General features: G+C 70.1%; 14 protein-coding genes and 3 pseudogenes. 11 read left to right on the plus strand and 6 right to left on the minus strand.

Features of this window, described 5'->3' with window-relative positions:
- Positions 1 to 824: 824 nt before the first annotated feature.
- Positions 825 to 1,205, minus strand: a complete 381-nt coding sequence (locus tag Asi02nite_RS27480; RefSeq protein ID WP_239127148.1) for a GbsR/MarR family transcriptional regulator — start codon at positions 1,203 to 1,205, stop codon at positions 825 to 827.
- A 148-nt stretch (positions 1,206 to 1,353) separates the two neighbouring features.
- On the opposite strand from Asi02nite_RS27480, the gene Asi02nite_RS27485 reads away from it, so the two are divergent.
- The 4 genes and pseudogenes from Asi02nite_RS27485 (at position 1,354) to Asi02nite_RS27500 (ending at position 4,881) form a co-directional block, all read left to right on the plus strand.
- A complete protein-coding gene (locus tag Asi02nite_RS27485; protein ID WP_203716818.1) occupies positions 1,354 to 2,268 on the plus strand; it encodes an ABC transporter ATP-binding protein in 915 nt (304 codons plus the stop codon).
- Entirely contained in the window at positions 2,261 to 3,049 is a 789-nt protein-coding gene (locus Asi02nite_RS27490) for an ABC transporter permease subunit (protein WP_203716819.1), read from the plus strand. Before Asi02nite_RS27485 ends, Asi02nite_RS27490 begins: the two co-directional genes overlap by 8 nt.
- A 389-nt stretch (positions 3,050 to 3,438) precedes the next feature.
- A pseudogene (locus Asi02nite_RS27495) lies at positions 3,439 to 4,017 on the plus strand (redoxin family protein).
- A gap of 6 nt (positions 4,018 to 4,023) precedes the next feature.
- Positions 4,024 to 4,881: a cytochrome c biogenesis CcdA family protein gene (locus Asi02nite_RS27500; RefSeq protein ID WP_203716820.1), complete on the plus strand. Its 858-nt coding sequence runs from the start codon at positions 4,024 to 4,026 to the stop codon at positions 4,879 to 4,881.
- A gap of 371 nt (positions 4,882 to 5,252) precedes the next feature.
- Here Asi02nite_RS27500 and Asi02nite_RS27505 read toward each other — a convergent pair whose 3' ends face one another.
- Genes Asi02nite_RS27505 through Asi02nite_RS27520 form a run of 4 tightly spaced genes read right to left on the minus strand, consistent with a single transcriptional unit; the run spans position 5,253 to position 13,323 of the window.
- The gene (locus tag Asi02nite_RS27505) at positions 5,253 to 6,431 is read right to left on the minus strand and encodes a TIGR02679 family protein (RefSeq protein WP_203716821.1); all 1,179 of its coding nucleotides are present in this window, start codon (positions 6,429 to 6,431) and stop codon (positions 5,253 to 5,255) included.
- Positions 6,424 to 10,434 carry a TIGR02680 family protein gene (locus tag Asi02nite_RS27510; protein WP_239127150.1) on the minus strand — a complete coding sequence of 1,337 codons (4,011 nt, stop codon included), beginning with the start codon at positions 10,432 to 10,434 and terminating at the stop codon, positions 6,424 to 6,426. The genes Asi02nite_RS27505 and Asi02nite_RS27510 overlap by 8 nt, the downstream gene beginning before the upstream one ends.
- A 7-nt stretch (positions 10,435 to 10,441) precedes the next feature.
- Positions 10,442 to 11,770 carry a TIGR02678 family protein gene (locus tag Asi02nite_RS27515; protein ID WP_203716822.1) on the minus strand — a complete coding sequence of 443 codons (1,329 nt, stop codon included), beginning with the start codon at positions 11,768 to 11,770 and terminating at the stop codon, positions 10,442 to 10,444.
- Positions 11,767 to 13,323, minus strand: a complete 1,557-nt coding sequence (locus tag Asi02nite_RS27520; protein ID WP_203716823.1) for a TIGR02677 family protein — start codon at positions 13,321 to 13,323, stop codon at positions 11,767 to 11,769. The genes Asi02nite_RS27515 and Asi02nite_RS27520 overlap by 4 nt, the downstream gene beginning before the upstream one ends.
- Before the next feature lie 335 nt (positions 13,324 to 13,658).
- On the opposite strand from Asi02nite_RS27520, the gene Asi02nite_RS27525 reads away from it, so the two are divergent.
- Complete coding sequence (locus Asi02nite_RS27525) at positions 13,659 to 13,907, plus strand: type II toxin-antitoxin system VapC family toxin (protein WP_203716824.1); 249 nt, start codon at positions 13,659 to 13,661, stop codon at positions 13,905 to 13,907.
- Here Asi02nite_RS27525 and Asi02nite_RS27530 read toward each other — a convergent pair.
- Positions 13,890 to 14,804: an IS5 family transposase gene (locus Asi02nite_RS27530; RefSeq protein ID WP_203716825.1), complete on the minus strand. Its 915-nt coding sequence runs from the start codon at positions 14,802 to 14,804 to the stop codon at positions 13,890 to 13,892. The two genes, Asi02nite_RS27525 and Asi02nite_RS27530, sit on opposite strands and share 18 nt — an antisense overlap.
- A gap of 100 nt (positions 14,805 to 14,904) precedes the next feature.
- Between Asi02nite_RS27530 and Asi02nite_RS41845 the strand changes: the two are divergent.
- The 6 genes and pseudogenes from Asi02nite_RS41845 to Asi02nite_RS42820 form a co-directional block, all read left to right on the plus strand.
- Positions 14,905 to 15,051: pseudogene (locus Asi02nite_RS41845) on the plus strand (type II toxin-antitoxin system VapC family toxin); the annotation flags it as partial.
- A 797-nt stretch (positions 15,052 to 15,848) separates the two neighbouring features.
- Complete coding sequence (locus tag Asi02nite_RS27540) at positions 15,849 to 16,808, plus strand: EamA family transporter (RefSeq protein WP_203716827.1); 960 nt, start codon at positions 15,849 to 15,851, stop codon at positions 16,806 to 16,808.
- Between the two features lie 126 nt (positions 16,809 to 16,934).
- A complete protein-coding gene (locus tag Asi02nite_RS27545) occupies positions 16,935 to 17,441 on the plus strand; it encodes a helix-turn-helix domain-containing protein (RefSeq protein ID WP_203716828.1) in 507 nt (168 codons plus the stop codon).
- A gap of 2 nt (positions 17,442 to 17,443) precedes the next feature.
- The gene (locus Asi02nite_RS27550; protein ID WP_239127151.1) at positions 17,444 to 17,800 is read left to right on the plus strand and encodes an integrase core domain-containing protein; all 357 of its coding nucleotides are present in this window, start codon (positions 17,444 to 17,446) and stop codon (positions 17,798 to 17,800) included.
- A gap of 33 nt (positions 17,801 to 17,833) precedes the next feature.
- Positions 17,834 to 18,118, plus strand: a pseudogene (locus Asi02nite_RS42815) (transposase); the annotation flags it as partial.
- Positions 18,076 to 18,579 (plus strand): transposase (locus Asi02nite_RS42820; protein WP_203716830.1); only part of this gene is annotated, 504 nt, incomplete at its 3' end. The pseudogene Asi02nite_RS42815 and the gene Asi02nite_RS42820, both read left to right, overlap by 43 nt.

Genomic DNA, 18,579 nt, shown 5'->3' on the forward strand with positions numbered 1-18,579 from the left:
CCCACCCTGCCGCGTGCACAGGTCCTCCACACCAGCTGCCCCACCCAGCAACCCTGCGGCCTGATCAGTCGCCGACGTAGACGTCCGCGACCAGGGACAACTGCCTGGACGATGCGCAGTTGTGGGCTGTATCCCGCCTTCGAGATCAACCTGCGCCTCCACGGGTATCCGCCCAGCTCAGGACCTATGCCTCGGCGCGTCTGGGGGCGCGTTTCGGGTCGTGAAGCCGCGTCTAGGTGGGGCATGAACCTGCGCTCGATCCACTCACCAGGATCTGTTAGCGCGGGCTGCGTTTGCGGACGCGCCTGGCTCGAGGAGCGTAGTTCGAACGTGCGCGCCGCGCTTCCATCGCCCGAACTGAAGTCGTGTCGATGGCGACGGCGCTGCGATTGCCGCAGCACCTCGATGTCGGTGGTGTCGGCGGTAACCACGTGCGGCAGGTGTCCGGCGAAGCTCTGGATCACCTTCGGACGATGGTCACAGCCAGTACCTCGGTGCCCTGCCGGTGCAGTACCAGGGCGAGCGCGCCGCCAAAGCGACCGAGGCCGGCCACCACCACTAATCTCTGCCGTGCTTTCAGTCAACGATCGTCTTTCCTCGGGAAGACCGGCGGGGTCCTCACGCAGCGCGAGCGCCGAGGCGAGAGTCAGCTAGAAGCAGCGCTCCCTCCGGTGGCAGGTCAGCGGTGATACCCGTGGACAGGCCCGCGGTGCCGAAGGCAGAGACCGCCTCAAACAGAATCCTGTCAAACTGAACCCGGTCCAAACCATCGAATGAAGGTGGAGACCGTATCCCACGAAGGGCGGTGGCGTCCCTGCTTCGATCTACTTCTGGGCCCTCCATCGGTCGATCAGGGCCGGAAGCTCTCGCCACAGGTAGTCGTAGAAGTCCCGCATCTCCGCGAGACGGCGACCAGCCGGACTGTCCTCGCCGGTGGACGCGATGCCTTGCTCGGCAGCTTCTCGCATCACCTTGACCAGTTGGTTCTGCTCCGACATCAGGGTGGCCCAGGCTCCTTCGCGGAAGCGGAAGTGTTCCCGGCGGCTGCCGGGTGCGGGCACCTTCTCGATCAGCCCGACCGTGGTGAGTGACTTCAACGCCGTCGAGACGCTGCCCGAGCTGATCGTGAGCGATTCCGCGATCTCGCCCGCCGTCAGCGTGTCCCGCTCAGTGAAGAGCAGCGCCGACAGCACCCGTGCGGTCATGCGTTGCATCCCTCCCTGGGTCAGGGTCAAGGCAAGGCGCTCCCCCGGATCGCTCAACGCCGACACATCGGTCCTCCCGTCGCCATTGACGAAATCTTAACAGCTCTGAATCTTCAGAGATCTTTGAAAACTCGATACTGTGTACGTCATGGAAGAAGTGATTCAGCTGGAGAAGTTGACCAAGACGTACGGGACCCGCCGAGGGCTGTTGGAACTGGACCTCGCGGTCGCCAACGGCGAGGTGTTCGGCTACCTGGGCCCGAACGGCGCCGGGAAGTCCACCACGATCCGACTGCTCCTGGATCACATCCGTCCCACCAGCGGCCGGGCCCGGCTGTTCGGCCGCGATCCCCGCGAGGACGCCGTCGAGCTCCACCGCCGGATCGGCTACCTCGCAGGCGATTTCGTCGTCAACCCCCGTCAGCGGGTCGGCGAGTGTCTGACCTTCCTGGCCGACCTGCGCGGCGGCGTACCCCGAGCGCGAATCGAGGAACTCGCCGCCCGCCTCGATCTCGACCTGGCCGCCCGGATCAAGGCGCTGTCCAAGGGCAACCGGCAGAAGGTCGGCCTGGTCCAAGCGTTCATGCACCGGCCCGACCTGCTGATCCTGGACGAGCCGACATCCGGGCTCGACCCGCTCGTCCAACAGACCTTCCTCGACCTCGTCCGCGAGGCCAAGGCGGCCGGGCAGACGGTCTTCATGTCCTCGCACATCATGACCGAGGTCGAAGCGGTCGCCGATCGCGTCGGAATCATCCGCGAGGGCCGGCTCGTCGCCCTCGACACCGTCGCCCGGCTCCGCGACCACGCCCGACACCGGTTCGAAATCACCTTCACCGGCCCGATCGACCAGGCCGCCCTCGCCGCGCTTCCCGGCATCTCGGACCTGACCATCAACGGCCCGACCGCCGGTTTCGCCCTGGCGACCGACCCGAACGAGCTGATCACCGTCCTCGCCCGACACCAGGTCGCCAGCCTCCGCGCCAGTGAACCCGACCTCGAAGAACTGTTCTTCGCCTACTACCGGACCACCGAGGCCGCCAAGGAGACCGCCCGTGCCTGACATCCTGACCAAGACCCTTTGGGACTCCCGCCGCAGCCTCGCCGGCTTCGCCGTCGGCACCGCCCTGGTCGGCGCCATGTACGCCGGCTTCTACCCGCAGGTCGCCGACGGGGCGATGGGCGAGGCGGTCGACGGCTTCTCCCCGGCCCTGCGCGAAGCCCTCAACATGGAGGACATCGCCAGCGCCGCCGGCTACCTGGGCTCCAGCGTTTACGGCATCATCGTGCCGCTGATCGCCGTCATCTACGGCATCGCCACCGGCACCCGCGCGATCGCCGGCGACGAGGAAGCCGGCTACCTCGACCTCCTCCTCGCCCATCCGGTCGGCAGAACACGACTCCTGCTGCACCGCTGCGCCGCCCTCGCGATCGGGGCCTTCGGCCTCGCCGCCCTCCTCCTGCTCGCCATGCTCGCCGTCCGTCCCAGCGCCCAACTCGACACGGTCAGCATCGGCCAGTTCGCCGCCCAGTCCGTGGCGCTGGCGTTGCTCTGCACCGTTTTCGGCGCCATCGCCATCGCCATCGGCGCCGCCACCGGCAGCCGCGCCGCCGCACTCGCCGGCAGCGCCGCCATCGGCGTCCTCGCCTACGCCACCAACACCTTCGCCAGCCAGATCGGCGCCGACGGCCTCCGCTACATCTCCCCGTTCCACTACTACATCGGTAACGAACCCCTCCGTAACGGCTTCCAATGGGCCGACCTCGGCATCCTCACCGCAGCGGTCGGTGTGCTCGTCCTCATCGCCACCGCCGCCTTCCGCCGCCGCGACCTGACCAGCTGAGCGCACACGACGAAACACGCACGAGTACGCGGCATTGCTGGCCGCGGCGGGCTGCGTCACCGCGCGGGAGACCCACCGGTCACCCAGATCGACGCCCGCCTGCGGGCGTACCGGATCACGCGGTCGTCAGCCCTGACCGACGTCGACCGCGCGCTGGAGCTGATGGCGCGGGCGGTGGCCACCGGTCCGCCGGGTACGCGCTGCTGGTCGCCGAGAGGCCGGCCTAGCGGGCACCGACGCCCAAGGACGCCAGCGCGCGTTCGTCCTCGTCCCCACCTGACAGCGGCCGGGCGCGACCGCGAGCAGGCGTAACGGATTGGTAAGGGTTCGTCATTCGGCGCCATGGTTAGCTGATCCCGCCGCGTCCACAAACAGAGCGGGGGTCGTCCATGTCGCGGATTGGTTACGCCTTATCGGTTGCCTGTGTGGCCTTGGCGCTGGCGGGCTGCGGCGCTGACATGGCGTCCGGACCCGCCGTCAGCGACCGGACCACCGGGCCGTCGATCCAACCGCCAGCATCGACCGTGCCCGTGGCAACGCCGACCACGACCGCCGGACCGGTGCCGCAGACGTTGACCTTCACCACGCGGACGGTGGACGGCAAACAGTTCGACGCCGCCACCCTGGCCGGAAAACCGGTCGTGCTGTGGTTCTGGGCGGCCTGGTGCCCGCGCTGCCGCGCTGCCGCCGACGACGTGGCCGGCATCGACAAGGACTTCACCGACCGAGTCCACGTCGTCGGCGTGGCCGGGCTCAACAGCGGCTAGGACGCGATGCGCCAGTTCGTCACCGACCGGGGCATCGGCGGGTTCGTCAACCTCGCCGACGACGACGGCCAGGTCTGGCAGCGGTTCGGCGTCACCACCCAGGAGTACTATGTGCTCCTGGACACCGCGGGCAGCGTGGTCCACAAGGGACCGCTGACCCCGGACGAGCTACGCGAGCGGGTCACCGCCCTGGCCGGCTGAGCGACCGTGCTCGACGCACCCTACGCCCTCGCGTTGGCCGCCGGGCTGCTCGCCGCGGTCAACCCGTGCGGCTTCGCGCTGCTGCCCGCGTACCTGTCCTTCCTCGTCCTCGACAAAGACAGCGCCACCCACGGTGGCGGCCACGCACGAGCGGTCGGCCGCGCCCTGACACTGACCGCGGCGATGACGGTCGGGTTCGTCGCGGTGTTCGGTACGTTCGGGCTGCTCGCCGCGCCCGCCGCCGACGCGGCCGCCCGGCACTTGCCGTGGGTGAGCATCGCCATCGGGTTGATCCTGGCCGCCGCCGGCGCTTGGCTGCTGGCCGGCCGGCAACTGCCCACGCTCGGCATCAAGATCGGCACCGGTCCCCAGGTGACCCGCCGGTTCGGATCCATGGCACTGTTCGGCGCCTCCTACGCGATCGCTTCGCTGGGCTGCACCGTCGGCCCGTTCCTGGCGGTCGTGGTCGCCGGCTTCCGCACCGACTCCATCACCGCCGGGATCGGCCTGTTCCTCGCCTACGCCGCCGGGATGGCACTCGTCGTCGGCGCGGTCGCCCTCGCCGTCGCCCTCGCCCGAGTGTCGCTGGTCCGCGGGCTGCGCCGCGCCGCCCCACTGATCAGCCGCGCCGCCGGTGCATTGCTGCTGATCGCCGGCGCGTATGTGGCCTGGTACGGCTGGTACGAGATCCGGGTCTTCCGCGACGGCGACACCACCGACCCCATCATCGACACCGCCGCCGACCTGCAATCCACCGCCGCAAGCTGGCTGGACAGCATCGGACCGGCAACCGTCGGGGTCGCCGTCGCGGTCCTGCTCGCCGCCACCGCGGCGGTGGAGGTAGTTCGCCGAACCCGGCGCTAACCCCCGCGCTGAGCTGTCGAGATCGTTCGCGAGCACGGCCCCGGCGGCGAGGAAGCCAAGACGGCATCGTGCTTGAGTTGAGGTAGCCGCGACGTCACGCGTGCCCATGCGCAGGACGCGGCAGAATCGGACGTGACGTCGCTTGTGGACCATCGATCCTCGGATGAGGCCAGGCGAGAGCCAGTCGACAGCTCCGCCCTCGGAATGGGCATCCCGAACAGATTCCGCTGTCCCGGCACCTCGCCCACGCGGTGCCCATCTCCTCGGTGACACCGCGTCGCGCCTAATAACGGCAGATCAGGATGGGGCCGGTTCCGGCGGGAGCTGCAATGCCGATCTCGTTACGTGGCCATCCGCCCGCGCGTGCGCCCTCACGCGGTCCGGTGAAGGTCCTGGAGCAGCGAGTCGAGCACCCGTTCTTCCATGACGGCTCGTCCGCTGTCGCGCATCGCGGCAGCCAGGAGCGGATCCCACGGCGTGTCCGCGGACGCCCCGGTCAACGGCACACCATGCGGTGCGCCGATGGCATAGTCGGCTGCTGACATTCGCCACGGCGCGGCGTCGGGATAACGGGCGAGAGCCGCGGCGGTGATCCGTACACCGGTCCAGTCGAAGTCGTTGTGCCAGTGGATTCGGGTTCCGGGTCGGGCCGCGCGGAGAAGGGTGTGCACCGCGACCGACGGCACGCCCTCCGTACACACGAGCGGGCGGGTCGGCGCTGCCGCGGCGGCTCGCAGGACGGCGGGGTTCTCACAGACGAAGATGTCGGTGTGGTCGAGTGCCAGCGGGGCGAGACGTAACTGGTTGAGGGTGAGGCGGAACGGCACGCCCGCGGTCGCCGCAGCGGTGAGCCAGTCGCCGACGATCCCTCCGGTGGCACGCAGCCCTAGGACGAGCACCTGGCTGGCCAGGTCGTCGGGCACGACGCCGGCCAGTTCCCACAGCCCTCGTTCGTGTTCGGCGCCGGCCGGGGTTGCGACACCGTGCCAGGCCCCGAGAGCGCGCAGCACCAGGCCGGGCACGAAACCGGCGGCGAGCGCCTTGGTGTTGCCGAGTACGCGTTCGGCGAACGCGGGCATCGGCTCCTCGGGCGCGGGGAGCGCGTCGAGGACCGCGAACACGTGCTGGTACGGCAAGCCAGCACGGACGATCCGGGTGAGTGTGCCGTCTCGACGCAGCGCTTCCAGCCAGTCGGCGAACCACTGTTCGCCCGCGTGTCGCGAGCCGGCGGCGAACGCGAGGACGGTGTCACGGCCCGACGACTCCGCTTCGCGCTCGTGTGGGCGGTCGCGCAGTGGACCGAGCGTCGCGGCGAGGCCGGCGCCGTGCACGGCTCGCAGGTGCTCGTCGAGTTCGGCGAGGCGCACCGTGAGCCGCCCGACGCTGGCGGGGCGGTGCACTCCCGTGATGCCGATGACGGTGAGCCGTTCGGCGTCCGACGGCGCGGACAGGGAGACCGCCCCGTCGAGCCGCCCGCCGGTGCGTTCCAGACTGCGCCGGGCTGCGGCCAGCAGTCGCCGCCAGGCCGGGTGGGTGACGAGGTCAGCCATCGGCGAGAGCTGGGGCGCGCCGCGTCTCGGGGGAGCCGAGCGCGCGGGCCAGCGTCCCGTCGAAGTCGGCGATATTGACGGAGCCGTCCCACACGAGCAGGACGGTGGAGACAGTGTGGTCGACGGCCGAATGGGACAGGTCGTAGTGGGCGGCGCCCGTGACGGACGGATGGGTCGCCCACAGGTCGTATCCGGTCATGAACAGATCCAGGTCGAATTGTTTGGCGAGCGACATGAGCTCGCCGCGCCCGTTGTCGTCGACGCCCGCGAACGCCTCGTCGAGGCCGAGTAGCCGGGGCGCGTCCGGCCGGGCCGAGCCGAAGAGGGCGTTCGCGGCCGCGAACAGTGGCAGGTGCAGTGACACGGACTGCTCCCCGCCCGAAAGTTGGCTGTGCCGGGCCCGCGTCAGGGGTTCGGTCGTGCCACCGGGCCGGTGAAGAGCGAACGCGAACACTCGCCACTGACGGTAGTCGAGCACGTCGGCGAGGAGCTCCCGGTACGGCTTGTCCGGAGAAACGGAGCGGGCGACCTTGATGCGCTGGGCGAAATGCCGCCGCATCGTGGTGAGTTGAGCGGGACCGAGGCGGGCCGGGTCGCGTTCCAACAGTTTGCAGACCTCACGCTGCTCGGTGTCGAGATCGTCGGCGAGCCGCCAGCCGACACCGACGGTGAGACCCGACGACATCCGCCGGGCGCGCATCTGCTCGTCCATCGCATCGACCAGGTCCCGTGCCTCGATGGTGCGGTGGTGGATCTGCCGGGCGAGTTGTCCGAGCAGTGCGTCCTCGAAGACCCGCTGCTCGGCGTCGGTGAGGAGTTGTTCCTGGTCCCGTCGCTCCCGGGCGACGCGTTCGGCGAAATGCGCCACCGGCGCGAGCCCCTGCTCGTCGGCGACGCGGACGACGATCACGCCCTCGTCGGTGTCCCATTCGGGTCGGTGGTCGAGGCCGGCGGCGGGCAACTGCGCCTGCAGCTCGCCGAGCGCGGTGGTCAGCCGGGTGGTGCTCTGCTTGAGCGACGTCTCGGTGGGCGTGAGGTCCCGGGTGGCGGCGAGAATCGCCTCGTGCAACTCGACGACGGCGTCGTCGAGCGCGTCGCCCGGCCACCGCAGATGTGTCGGAGCGCGCATCAACGTCAGCAGATCAGCGTGCGCGTACGGGCGGAGCCGCTGGGCCTCCCGCCGGACCTCGACCAGCGCGGCCTCCACGGCCCGCGTGCCGAGCTCGAGCCGGGCGACGACGGCCGCGCGGTCCTGCAAAGCGACGCTGTGGACACTGCGGGCGGAATCCAGGGCCGCCTCGGCGTCTTCGATCGCCGCGGTGGTGGAGGCGACGTCGTCGAGCACCTGTTGCGCCTCGGCGCCGATCGCCGCCCGCAGCGTGCCGAGTTCCTCGGCCTTCTCCTGGTGTCTCATCCGCGCGGACTCTGCCTCGGCCTGGGCCGAGTCGAGCCGCTCCATCGCCTCGGTATGCCGATCGCCGGCCTGGTCGGCGGCGCTGGCCGCCGCGGCCGCGGCGCGGTGGCCGGCCTCCAGCCGGACGCCGAGACGGTCGAACCGGTCAACAGCCTCCTCGGTGGCGTCAAGACGGTCGACCGGCAGGTTGCGGTCGGCAGCCGCCTTACTCAGCGCGAGGGCGGCGGCGGACTGCTCGGCGACAGCGAGATCGAGGCGACCGGCCGCCGTGGCGGCGGCCTCCTCCCGCACGCGTAGGGCTGCCACCGCCCGTTCGAGGTCGCGCCGCGCGGCATGTGTTCCCGTCAGTGGCGGCAACGCCGCCGCCGCACTCTGAACCTGCGCCAGCACGTCGACGACGGCGCGACGTTCGGCGTCGAGCGTGGTGCGGACGCCGTCGAGCTCGGCGATGCGCCGGTCACAATCGGCGATGCGGGCGGCCCGGCGAGCGGCCCTGGCAGTGGCCCCGATGTATTCGCACCGATCTTTGGCGAACCGTCCGACACCGGCCCCCTGCCCCCATCGGCCCGACGCGGCCACTCCGTCCCACCCGTCGAGCGCGATCGACCGCAGCACCTCGACGATGCGGTCCGCGGAGACGCTCTCCTGAACCTCCGGCACCAGGACGTCGGCGAGGCTCGGTCCCGCGACCGGTGACCCCGCCCGCAGGTACGCGTCCCGCACCCCGCCGTCGAGGGCCGCGGACGTCTCCTCGGCGGACGGATGAAGCCAGGCGTCGAGCAGCCCCGCCGCGTGCAGCGCGGCCTCTATGCCGGCCGCGTCGGGCTCGGCCACGTCATCGGCGAAACGCACGAGCTGCCACAGCGGCGCCCCCGCCCGTGCCGACCGTTCCGCCGGGCGCGTAGGCGACGGCGGCGGCGCGTCGTCGCGCTCGGCGGCGATCTCGTCGCGCTCCGAGATGATCGCGGCACGTTCGCCGTCAAGGGTGGCCAGGCGCGCGTCGAGCGCCGCGATCACCTCGCGGCGCGCGGCCACGGGGGCGGCGACGGCGTCGCTGTAGGACTCGCGAAGCGACGCCGCGTCGACGGACGCCACGAGGAGGTCGACCACGTCGGGTACGGCGAGTTCGGTCAGCATGCCGGCATGGTCGGCCGCCCATCGGTGGACGCCGTCGACCACCTCCTGCCGCGCGACCCGTACCCCATTCTCGGCCGTGACGTGTGCGGCCGCCGCGGCGTCGAGCGCGTCGCGCGCGGACCGGTCGGCGTCAGCCGCGGCGGCGCGTTCCCGCCCGGACTGATCGAGCCGGTCGGCATGCTGCCGGACCGTCCTGACGTCGGCGCGCCGCCCGGCGGCCCGCGCCGAGACCCGCGTGGCGAGCCCGCCTGGATCGCCGTCGCCGTCCTCCCACACGATGCCAGCGGCGTCCGCGTCAGCCCCCAGCTCGGTGGCCAGCCGGCCGGTCAGCGCCCGCGCGTCCCGCATCGCGACCAGGGCGCGCTCCCACTCGTCCCGGCGGCGGGCTGTCGAGCTGACCTCGCCGGCCGCGGCGAGGTCGGCCCGTCGCTCGGCCGCCGCCAGGTCGTCGACGTGCCGTTCCAGGTCAGCGAGCTGCTCGTGCGACCGGTATGCTGCCGAGCTCCTCAACGCGTCCAGGTGGGCGCGCAGGCGGCCCGGTTCGCCGGCCACCGCCCGCAGCCGCTCGTCGGCCGCGCGGACCGCCTCCTCGGCGGTGGTGGCGGCCGACCGCGTGGCGTTCAGCTCGGCCCGCCGGGCGTCGGCGTCCGCGCGCCGGGCGGTCAGCGCGTCAGCGGCGGCCCGCGCGTGGGTGCGCAGGTAGGTGGCGTACACGCCGAGGAAGGCGGCGGTGGCGCGGTCCGCCTCGATCAACCCTTCGAGGGTACGGGCGACGGCTTCCATGTCATCGAAGGAGCGCGCGGCTTCCACCAGCAGGTGGTCGTCGAGCGGGCGGAGCCCCCGTTGCAGGGTACGGGACAACTCCACCGGGTTGAGGTCCTTCGCGAGCTGGGGCTTGCGCAACGTCAGGACCAGATCCAGCAGCTGCTCGTAGCGGGCCGGGCCCAACCCGAACAGTGTCGCGTCGACCAGATGGCGGTATTCCTCAGCCGAGTCACGGACGGCTTCCGGCCCCAGAGACTCGATCAGATCTTTGCGGGTCAACGGCCGGTCATCGACGTCGAGCAGGGACAGGTCGACGCCGATGCGGCCGTCGGTGACGAAGTGCCAGCGGGTGACGCGGTCGTTGTGGCGGTGCGCCCGCAGGCCGATGCCGATCGTCACGTGCCGGGAGCCGTCGCCGAACTCCATCCACACGTACGCGTGGGCCGACTCCTGGCCCCGGTAGAGGAGGTTGGACTTCATGGTGCGGTCCTCGCCCGCGAACGGGTTCAAGCGACGTGGCTCGATGCGCCCGTCGAGCACGAAGGGGAACAGCACCTCGAGCGCCTTGGTCTTGCCGGAACCGTTCGGGCCGCGTAGCACGAGCCAGCCGTCGACGAACAGGAACTCCTCGTCGCGGTAGTCCCAGAGGTTGATCACCCCGGCGCGGGTCGGCGAAAATCGTGACACGTCAATCCTAGAAGAGGGCGCGTTGGCGGACGTGGGCGACGGTGTTGCGGTAGCGGCCGGTCAAGGGCAGCACGAGCACCCCGCCTGGCACGGGCGTCACCGCGCCGAACCGCGCCAGCAGCGCGACCGCCTCGGTGCGCAGTCGGTCGGGTTCGGCATGCCAGGCGGCGCCGAACGCCGACCCGTACCGGTCGAGTATGTCGACGACCGTCTCGGTCAGGAAGCTGTCCGTGATGAACGGGTGGCGGGCGACGTCGTCGGACTCATGCCCCCGCCCGTGCTCCGGCGACGTGGCCGGGGGGTCGCCGTCCATCCGGACCGGAGCCGGGAGCCCGGCGTCGACCTGGCCCGCCAGCGCGGCCTGGCCGGCCGCGCGGTCGGGAGCGGCCATCCGGCGTACCCGGCGGCGGTCGGGGTCGATGGCACGGTCGGCCATCGCCGTCGCGAGCAGCACCGCGGCCTGCGCCACGGAACCGGTGCCCGGGAACTGCTCCACCGACAGCCTGGACGTGTCGACCAGCAGCACACCTTCGGCCCGGCGTTCGACCCGCAGCCCGGTGAGCCGGTGGATGTCGGCCGGGAGCGCTGGCCCACGTAGGTGGTTCACCACGTCTGGCGGCACGTCGGCGTAATAGACGACCGGGGAGTCAACGACGGCCCGACGCGCGGCCTGCGCGGCGGCCCGACGCTCGGCGTTGCCGCTGTCGCTCATCGACCGCTCGAGCAGTTCTGTGACCGAGCCGAGGTGTTGCAGCACCCGGGCCGGCCGGAATAACGCGAGCGTGACGTCGCGGGCGATGTCGTACAGCGCCTCACCCACTCCAGGGTCGCCCGCCCAGGACGCGGTCGAGCCGTCGGTGAGCCGCAGCGCTCCCCGCTCTTCCAGCCAGCCGACAGCGTCGACCAACGCCCGGCGGTCGGGCCCGGCGTCGGCGTCGAACCCCAACCCGGTGATCCGGTTGGCGTCGCTGGCGACGGCGTCGGCCAGCTCGCTCAGGGTGATCTGGATGCCGGCCCGGCCGAGCACGGCCAGGGCCAGGCAGAGGTACGCGTAGCGGCGCCGGTCGAAGGGCCGGCCGGTGCGGGTGACGGCGGGCCGTTGCGGGTCGAGGGTGTCGAGGGCGCGGACCAACCGGGCGGTGCTGCCGTGGAGTTCGAGGCGGTATCCGAACGCTGCGGAGAAATCCTGACGGAGCTGTGCGGAGAACCGCCGGATTCTCGGCAGCGCTCGCTCGTCGGGCCATGCCGCCGTGATCAGCGGGCTGCGCAGCAGCAGGCGCACTGCCCGCTGGTAGTCGCCCAACTCGAGCTCGGAAATGTCAGCGGCGAACCTCACGTCGCGCTCCGCTGCCTCGGGGTGGCCCTCGTGTGGGCCGCATCCGCGATGGTGAGGGCGTAGCCGGCGAGGTGCAGCCGGCCGAACTTCGTGGACACGGTCGTGAACCTCCCTGGTGTGGGGGTGAGGGTGAGCCGGACGCCGAAGGCCGCGGCGGCCAGCGGCGCGTCAGCCCGGCCGGCGGAGCGTGAGGCGAGCGCGATGTCCAGCAGCCGGCGCAACACCCCGGCTTGCGCCTCGTCGAGGTCGGCATCGTTGTCGGCCAACGCCGTCGCGGCCTCGACCTGCCGCCGTTCCTCCACCAACTGGCGCTCGCGCAGGTGTCGCCGCGCCGCGTCGGAACGGTCGACCCGCGCGGGCCGGCCGTTGCCCTGCCCCGGGGCCCGCCCGAACTGCACCAACGTGCGCGACAGCTCCACCGCGGGAGCGTCCCACCACGACAGCCGCGTCGCGATCGACTCAGGATCGTCGTGCGCGACCGCGACATGCCGCGGCCCGCCCAGGCCGAACACCGCGTCGAACAGCGCATGCGCCGCCTCCGCGGAACCGGCATCGGTGAACCAGGCGGCCAGGTGCCGCAGCTGCGACTCCCGGCTCACCCCGCCACGACGGGCGTCGGTGACCCGGCGTAACAGCGCCAGGACATCACCGATCGCCTCGATCGTCGCACCGGACAGCCGGTCGGCCTCGCTCGGCGCGTCGGCGCCCGGGGGCGCCAGCCACGAACGCAGGCCGGCCCAGCGGCGGCGCCAGTCATCGAGCCGCCCGACGGGTGTCGTGAAGAGTCGATCGTCCGCCTCGGCCGCCGCCTCCACGAGTCGCTCGAGGCCGGTCGCCTCCACCTCGTGTGTCGCCGCGCGCAGGCGCGGCGTGTAGCGCTGCAGCTCGTCGTGGAAATCGCGCAGGTGCGCGAGCAGGGCGTCCTTGTGCGCCAGAAAGACCTCCGGGCGCACGTCATGGGTCCGGCTGAGATCGCTGAGCATGTGGTAGAACCTGGCAGCCCGCTCGGCGACATCGGCCAGCGCGCGGTCGAGGCGGTTGAGCTTGCGGTAGACCTCCTCGGCGTCGCCGGCCGCGTTCGCGGCGGCGAGGGCCTTGAGATCGGCGAGGAGATCGGCGAACACCAATCGGGACAGCGTACTGTCGTCGACCCCCGCGGTCAGGACGCTCTCCACCGCCCGGTGAGCACGGTATCCAGCCTCGGTGAACTGGTAGACCGAGTGGCGATTGCGGTATTCCGCGAGGGTGGCGGCCCGAGCACCATCCTGGCCACGGTCGAGCACACCCCACTCGACCAGGGCGTCCAGGAGACGCGGCAGCTCCAGCGAGGCCGGATCCGGAGCATCGGGATGCACGGCCGCCAAATCCGCGAGGGCCGCCGCCACCTCTGACGTGTGAAGGACGACGTGATAACTGGCGCGGGCGGCCTCAAAAGCACGCAGCACCCACAAATAGGCAACGCGATAGTCAGCCGTGACGAAGCCGAACAGGCGCAGACGGTCATCCACCCCGAAGTCGTCGAGCCCGAACGACGACGTGCCCGACCGCTCCATCAGCCCTCCACATCCCGGTGCACCACACCGTACCGAGGACGTCCGACATTCCGTCGCGGGCCGACCCATTCGGGTAGGGGACGGACTGCCCTCACACAGTCGCGACGGCAGCCGACCAGCGCCGCGTGGACGTGGAGGCACGGCGGCGACGCCCCACTATCGCCACGATCGTGACCCGGCCGGCGTTGTACTTGATCATGCTGCGCACTGCAGTCGATCCGGCCGAGCGCTGTCAGGTCAGGCAGGGGCTCGCTGCACGGCAGAATCGTCGCTACTGACGACTGGAACTCCGCGGAGGTCAACGAAGCCATCGCCGACGACTTCGGCTCGACCCGATGAGCCTTCTCCTCGACACACACATCGTCCTGTGGTGGTTGGCCGACGACCCCACCCTCGCCGACGAGATCAAGGACCGCCTCGACCAAGAACTCGACGTCTACGTCAGTGCAGCGACCATCTGGGAAGTCTCAATCAAACAAGCACTCGGCAAGCTCGGCCCGTCCGACCTTCCCGAGCAGATACGCGACAGCGGCTTCCGACTTCTGAGCATCACCGCCGAGCACGGACTAGCGCGTGTTTCGTAGGGCTCGGAGCCATTGGTTGATGGCGGCGATGGTCAGGGTGGCTTCGTAGCGCACGGCGAGCTTGTCGTACCTCGTCGCCATGGCACGGTGTTGTTTGAGCTGGTTGATGCCGCACTCGACGGCGTGGCGCTGGCGGTAGAGCTCGGGGTCGAAGGTGGGCGGGCGCCCGCCCCTGGAGCCTTTGGCCTTGCGGTGTGCGTCCTGGTCGGTCTTGCTCGGGATACAGGCTCGGATGCCGCGGCGGCGTAGGTGGGCACGGTTGGCCTTGGACGTGTATGCCTTGTCGGCTAGGACTGTGTCTGGGCGGGTTCGTGGCCGGCCACCACCGGCACGCATGACCCGCACTTTGGCCAGGACGGGGATGAACTGAGGGCTGTCGCCGCGCTGTCCGGCGGTCACCACCGCGGCCATCAGCTTGCGGCCCTGCTCGCAGGCCAGGTGGGTCTTGGTCGTCCAGCCGCCGCGGGACCGGCCGAGCCCGTGGTCTGCCGGCTCCGGCTGCGTGCCACCCGGCGGCTCCTTCTGCCGATCACCGTCGCGGCGGGCGCCGGCGGCGCGCTGATGGGCGCGGGCGATCGTCGAGTCCACACTCACGCTCCAGCCGATCAGGCCGGCCTCGTCGGCCCGGGCCTGCAACATCGCCAGGATGCGTGCCCAGACACCGTCACGCTGCCACCTCCGGAACCACCGATACAGCGTCTGCCACGGCGGATACACCTCGGGAACGTCCCGCCACGGTGACCCGGTCCGGACTCGCCACCGGATCCCATCGATGATCATTCTCATGGTCCATCTGCGTGGTCGATCAGGACCTGTTCCCGCAGGCAACAACGGCTCGAGCACCGCCCACTGCCCGTCGGTCAGGTCATGTCGCCTCGCTGCCGCTACGCTCGGCACGAGGTCTCCGGTGTGAAGTTCTGGCTTGGTCGCTGAACCAAATACCGGAGACCTCTTCAGTTATCGATCACCGACACGCCGACGTCGACGCCCTACGAAACACGACCTAGCGGCAGGCCGGCTACCGCCACACCACCGCGACCCCTTCGATCGGATGCTTATAGCTCAAGCTCAAATCGAAGGCCTGACGCTGGTAACCCGCGACGCCCACATCCAGAAGTACGACGTTGACGTCCTGGCCGCATAGGACAACGCGTCCAGGCAGGTTGCGGATGTCGACGACGCCCGAAACAATGAGGCCGCCGGGCTCAACCGCGACTGACAGATCGCGGTCCTCGGCACCAAGGCTGCGGTCCATGATCCACAATCCCAACGCCGCCAACATGCGCAGGTCGGTGAGCCAACTGCCCACCCAGAAGACCATACGGCGTGGTCAGTCGCCCACGTAGACGTCGCTGATCAGGGACAACCGCCCGGACGGTGCGCAGTTGTGGGCTGTATCCTGCCGGGGGCGCCCACTGCAAGGGAAGACGCCGTCCACCTGCGAAAACTCTCTCTTCTCCTCGTGGAGGAGTCGTCGGTGATCAGCTGAGTCAGACCATCATTTGGCAAGTCGCGGATGCCCCCACGAGCCCGCCCGGTTTTGGGCGGCCTGCTAGCGGCCCTGAAGGCGCGTAGGTATACATCGCGTCGTCGTGCTCGGCCCCATTCGCCGTTTCACCAGTGTCGTTGCTGCACGCACGGCAGGTTATCGAACATACGTCTACGACTCGGGTTTGTGTGGGCGTGGCCGTCGCGTGTCCCCGGGTCGTACATGGCGATGGGGTGGCTCGGTGAGGCTTGGAGCTGCAGATCCGCTGAGTAGGATCGTCGGGTGACTTCGTACTGGCATGTCGTCTTGCCGCCGCTCTGCGCCTGATCGGGCGCAGACGCTGATCGGTTGCCCCTGACCGTCCTGCCATACCCCCAGGACGGTCAGGTCGTCGTGTCGTGCGCCCGTTTCGGATCTGTCCCTGACGCATTCGACGACGGAAGACGACGACCATGCCAAACCGCACGATCCTGAGTTCTGCCCTGCCCACCGGGTCTCATCTGCGCGCCGCCCTGACCGGCGCACCGTCGGGGCCCGCCCCGATCCTGATCGCCGCCGTGTTGTGGGGCACGACCGGCACCGCCAGTTCCCTGGCCCCGGCCGGCGCGGCGCCAGCGGCGATCGGCTGCGCCGGGCTCGTCCTTGGCGGGCTCCTGTTGTTCCTCACCTCCCGGGGTGCCTGGTCGCTCTTGACCAGGTGCGAGCGGTCGCACAGGTGGCTCTTACTGCTTGGCGCGCTGGCGGTGGCCGGCTATCCGATCACCTTTTATCCAGCGGTGCAGCGCACGGGAGTTGCCGTGGCGACCGTGATCGCCTTGGGAAGCGCCCCGGTCTTCACCGGGCTATTGGCCTGGGCCGCGTCCGGGGTCCGCCCGACCATGCACTGGGCCGCCGCAACAACGGCCGCGGTGCTCGGCTGCGGCCTGCTTGTCCTCGGCCCCCGGCTCGGCCAGCACGCCGCGCCCATGGACGCGATGGGTGTCGCGCTGGCCGCTGGCGCCGGACTGTCCTACGCCGCCTACTCATTGCTCGGCGCGAAGATCATCAACTGGGGGCATTCCTCCGACGCGGTGTTCGGCGTCATGTTCGGTGCTGCAGCCGCACTGGTCCTCCCGGCCGTGCTGTACTACGACACCGCCTGGCTCGGCACCGTTCGCGGGGCGGCGGTGGCCCTGCACCTCGCCGTGTTCACCGTTTATCTGGCCTATCGCCTCTTCGGGCACGGTCTTCGCCACACCTCGGCGGCGACGGCGACCACGCTCACCCTGGCCGAGCCCGCCGTGGCCGCGCTATTGGGCGTCACCATGCTCAGCGAACGCCTATCGGTCGTCTCCTGGTATGGCCTGGCTGTACTCGCTATCGGCCTCGCCGTCCTCACCGTTCCGGTCAAGGCCGGGCGCCCGTTGCGGTAACCGTTGCCGTGTCGAGGTCCGGCCCCGCAGCGTTCCCGGGCGCCGGACCTCGTTGCCTCGGCCATCACCTGGACTGACCCGACATCTCGCCGCCGCCGCGGTCTGGCCGATGTCGTTGGACCCGGCGTGCGAGTCACGACGGCGTTCAACCGGATCCTGCAGCTGCCCGGCGCTTCGGTGCACACGGTGGCGTTCACCGATGAAGGCATCGTCATCGGGTTGCGTCGACGGCGACGCCGGCTGCTGTGCCGATGTGGAGCGAGAACGGCCGCTCGTTACGACTCTTCCCGTCGTCGGTGGCGGCACCTGGACTTCGGCGCCTGCCGAGTGTGGCTCGGAGCCGACATCCATCGCATCGACTGCCGTGCCTGCGGACGGGTCCGGACCGAACAGGTGCCCTGGGCTCGCCCCAACGCCCGGCACACCAACGACTTCGAAAACATCGTTGGCTGGCTTGCCCAGCGGATGGACAAGACCAGCATCAGCCGCCTGCTGCGCTGCTCATGGGAAGCCGTCGACGCCATCGTCACCCGGGTCGTCGCCCACCACATCGACGACTCCCGCCTGGACCACCTCTACCGCATCGGCGTCGAAGTGAGCGGCACGACGCGAGCTTGGTCGTCGCCGCGTTGAACATGGCCGCGGTCACCCGCGGCGGTGACGTGGCCGGGGTGATCTTCCACAGCGACCGCGGCAGTGAATACTGCTCGGCCGACTTCGCCCGCGCCTGCGCCCGCTGGAAGGTGCGCCAGTCGATGGGCCGCGTCGGATCGTGCTTCGACAACGCCGTCGCCGAGGCCACCTTCTCCACCATCAAGGTCGAATACATCCACCGCCGCCAGTTCCGCACCCGCACCGAGGCCCGCCTGAAGATCGCCACCTGGATCACCGACTTCTACAACCACCGGCGCCGGCACTCCGTCTGCGACGGGCTCTCACCGATCAACTACGAACAATCAACGGCCCGGGCCCTGGAGGCCCAGGCCGCATAACGGAGTCCTCCACGATTCCAGGGGATTGACAAAATCTCCTATAAGCGTGGTCACAAGTTCCTGACCATCGTGGCCGACCACGACACCGGCAACGTCGTCTGGGTCGGCAAACAACGCTCCAAAGCCGCCTTCACAGAGTTCTTCACCGCCCTCGGCCCCGACCGGGCCGCCGCGATCGAAGCGATCAACCTCGACGGCAGCAGCGTCTACCTGCCCGTCATCAGGGCGCAAATCCCGCAGGCACGGATCTGCCTCGACCCTTTCCACGTCATCAAGTGGACCAACGAGGTCGTCGAATCGGTCTACCGGGCCGAAGCATCCGCCATACCTACCGGCCCGGACTGCCTTCGCGGCGGGACTGGCGACGCACCCGGTTCGCGGTCCGCGCCGGCCGCGAACACCTTGATGAGCAACACCGCGAGATCCTCGGACTGCGGCGCCACCGGTACCGGCTCTGGCGCACCTGGGAACTGAAGGAACAGCTACGCGACCTCTACCGCAGCACCGACCCGGCACACGCGCGCACCTACCTGAGACGGTGGTGCACCTCGGCGAAACGCAGCCGCATCCCCGCCTATACCAACCTCGTCCGCAGGATTGAGAAACACTTCGACGCGATCGTCGCCGCCGTCGAGCTAGGGCTGTCGAACTCGCGACTGGAGGGATCAACGCCAGAATCCGGCTCATCCAACGCCGCGGCTACGGCTACCGAAACCTCGACGCACTCGCCGCCGCCATCCATTGCCCACAGAAAGGTGAGGAGCCGCACATACGTCCTA

This window comes from Asanoa siamensis (genome assembly GCF_016862555.1).
GTDB lineage: Bacteria > Actinomycetota > Actinomycetes > Mycobacteriales > Micromonosporaceae > Asanoa > Asanoa siamensis.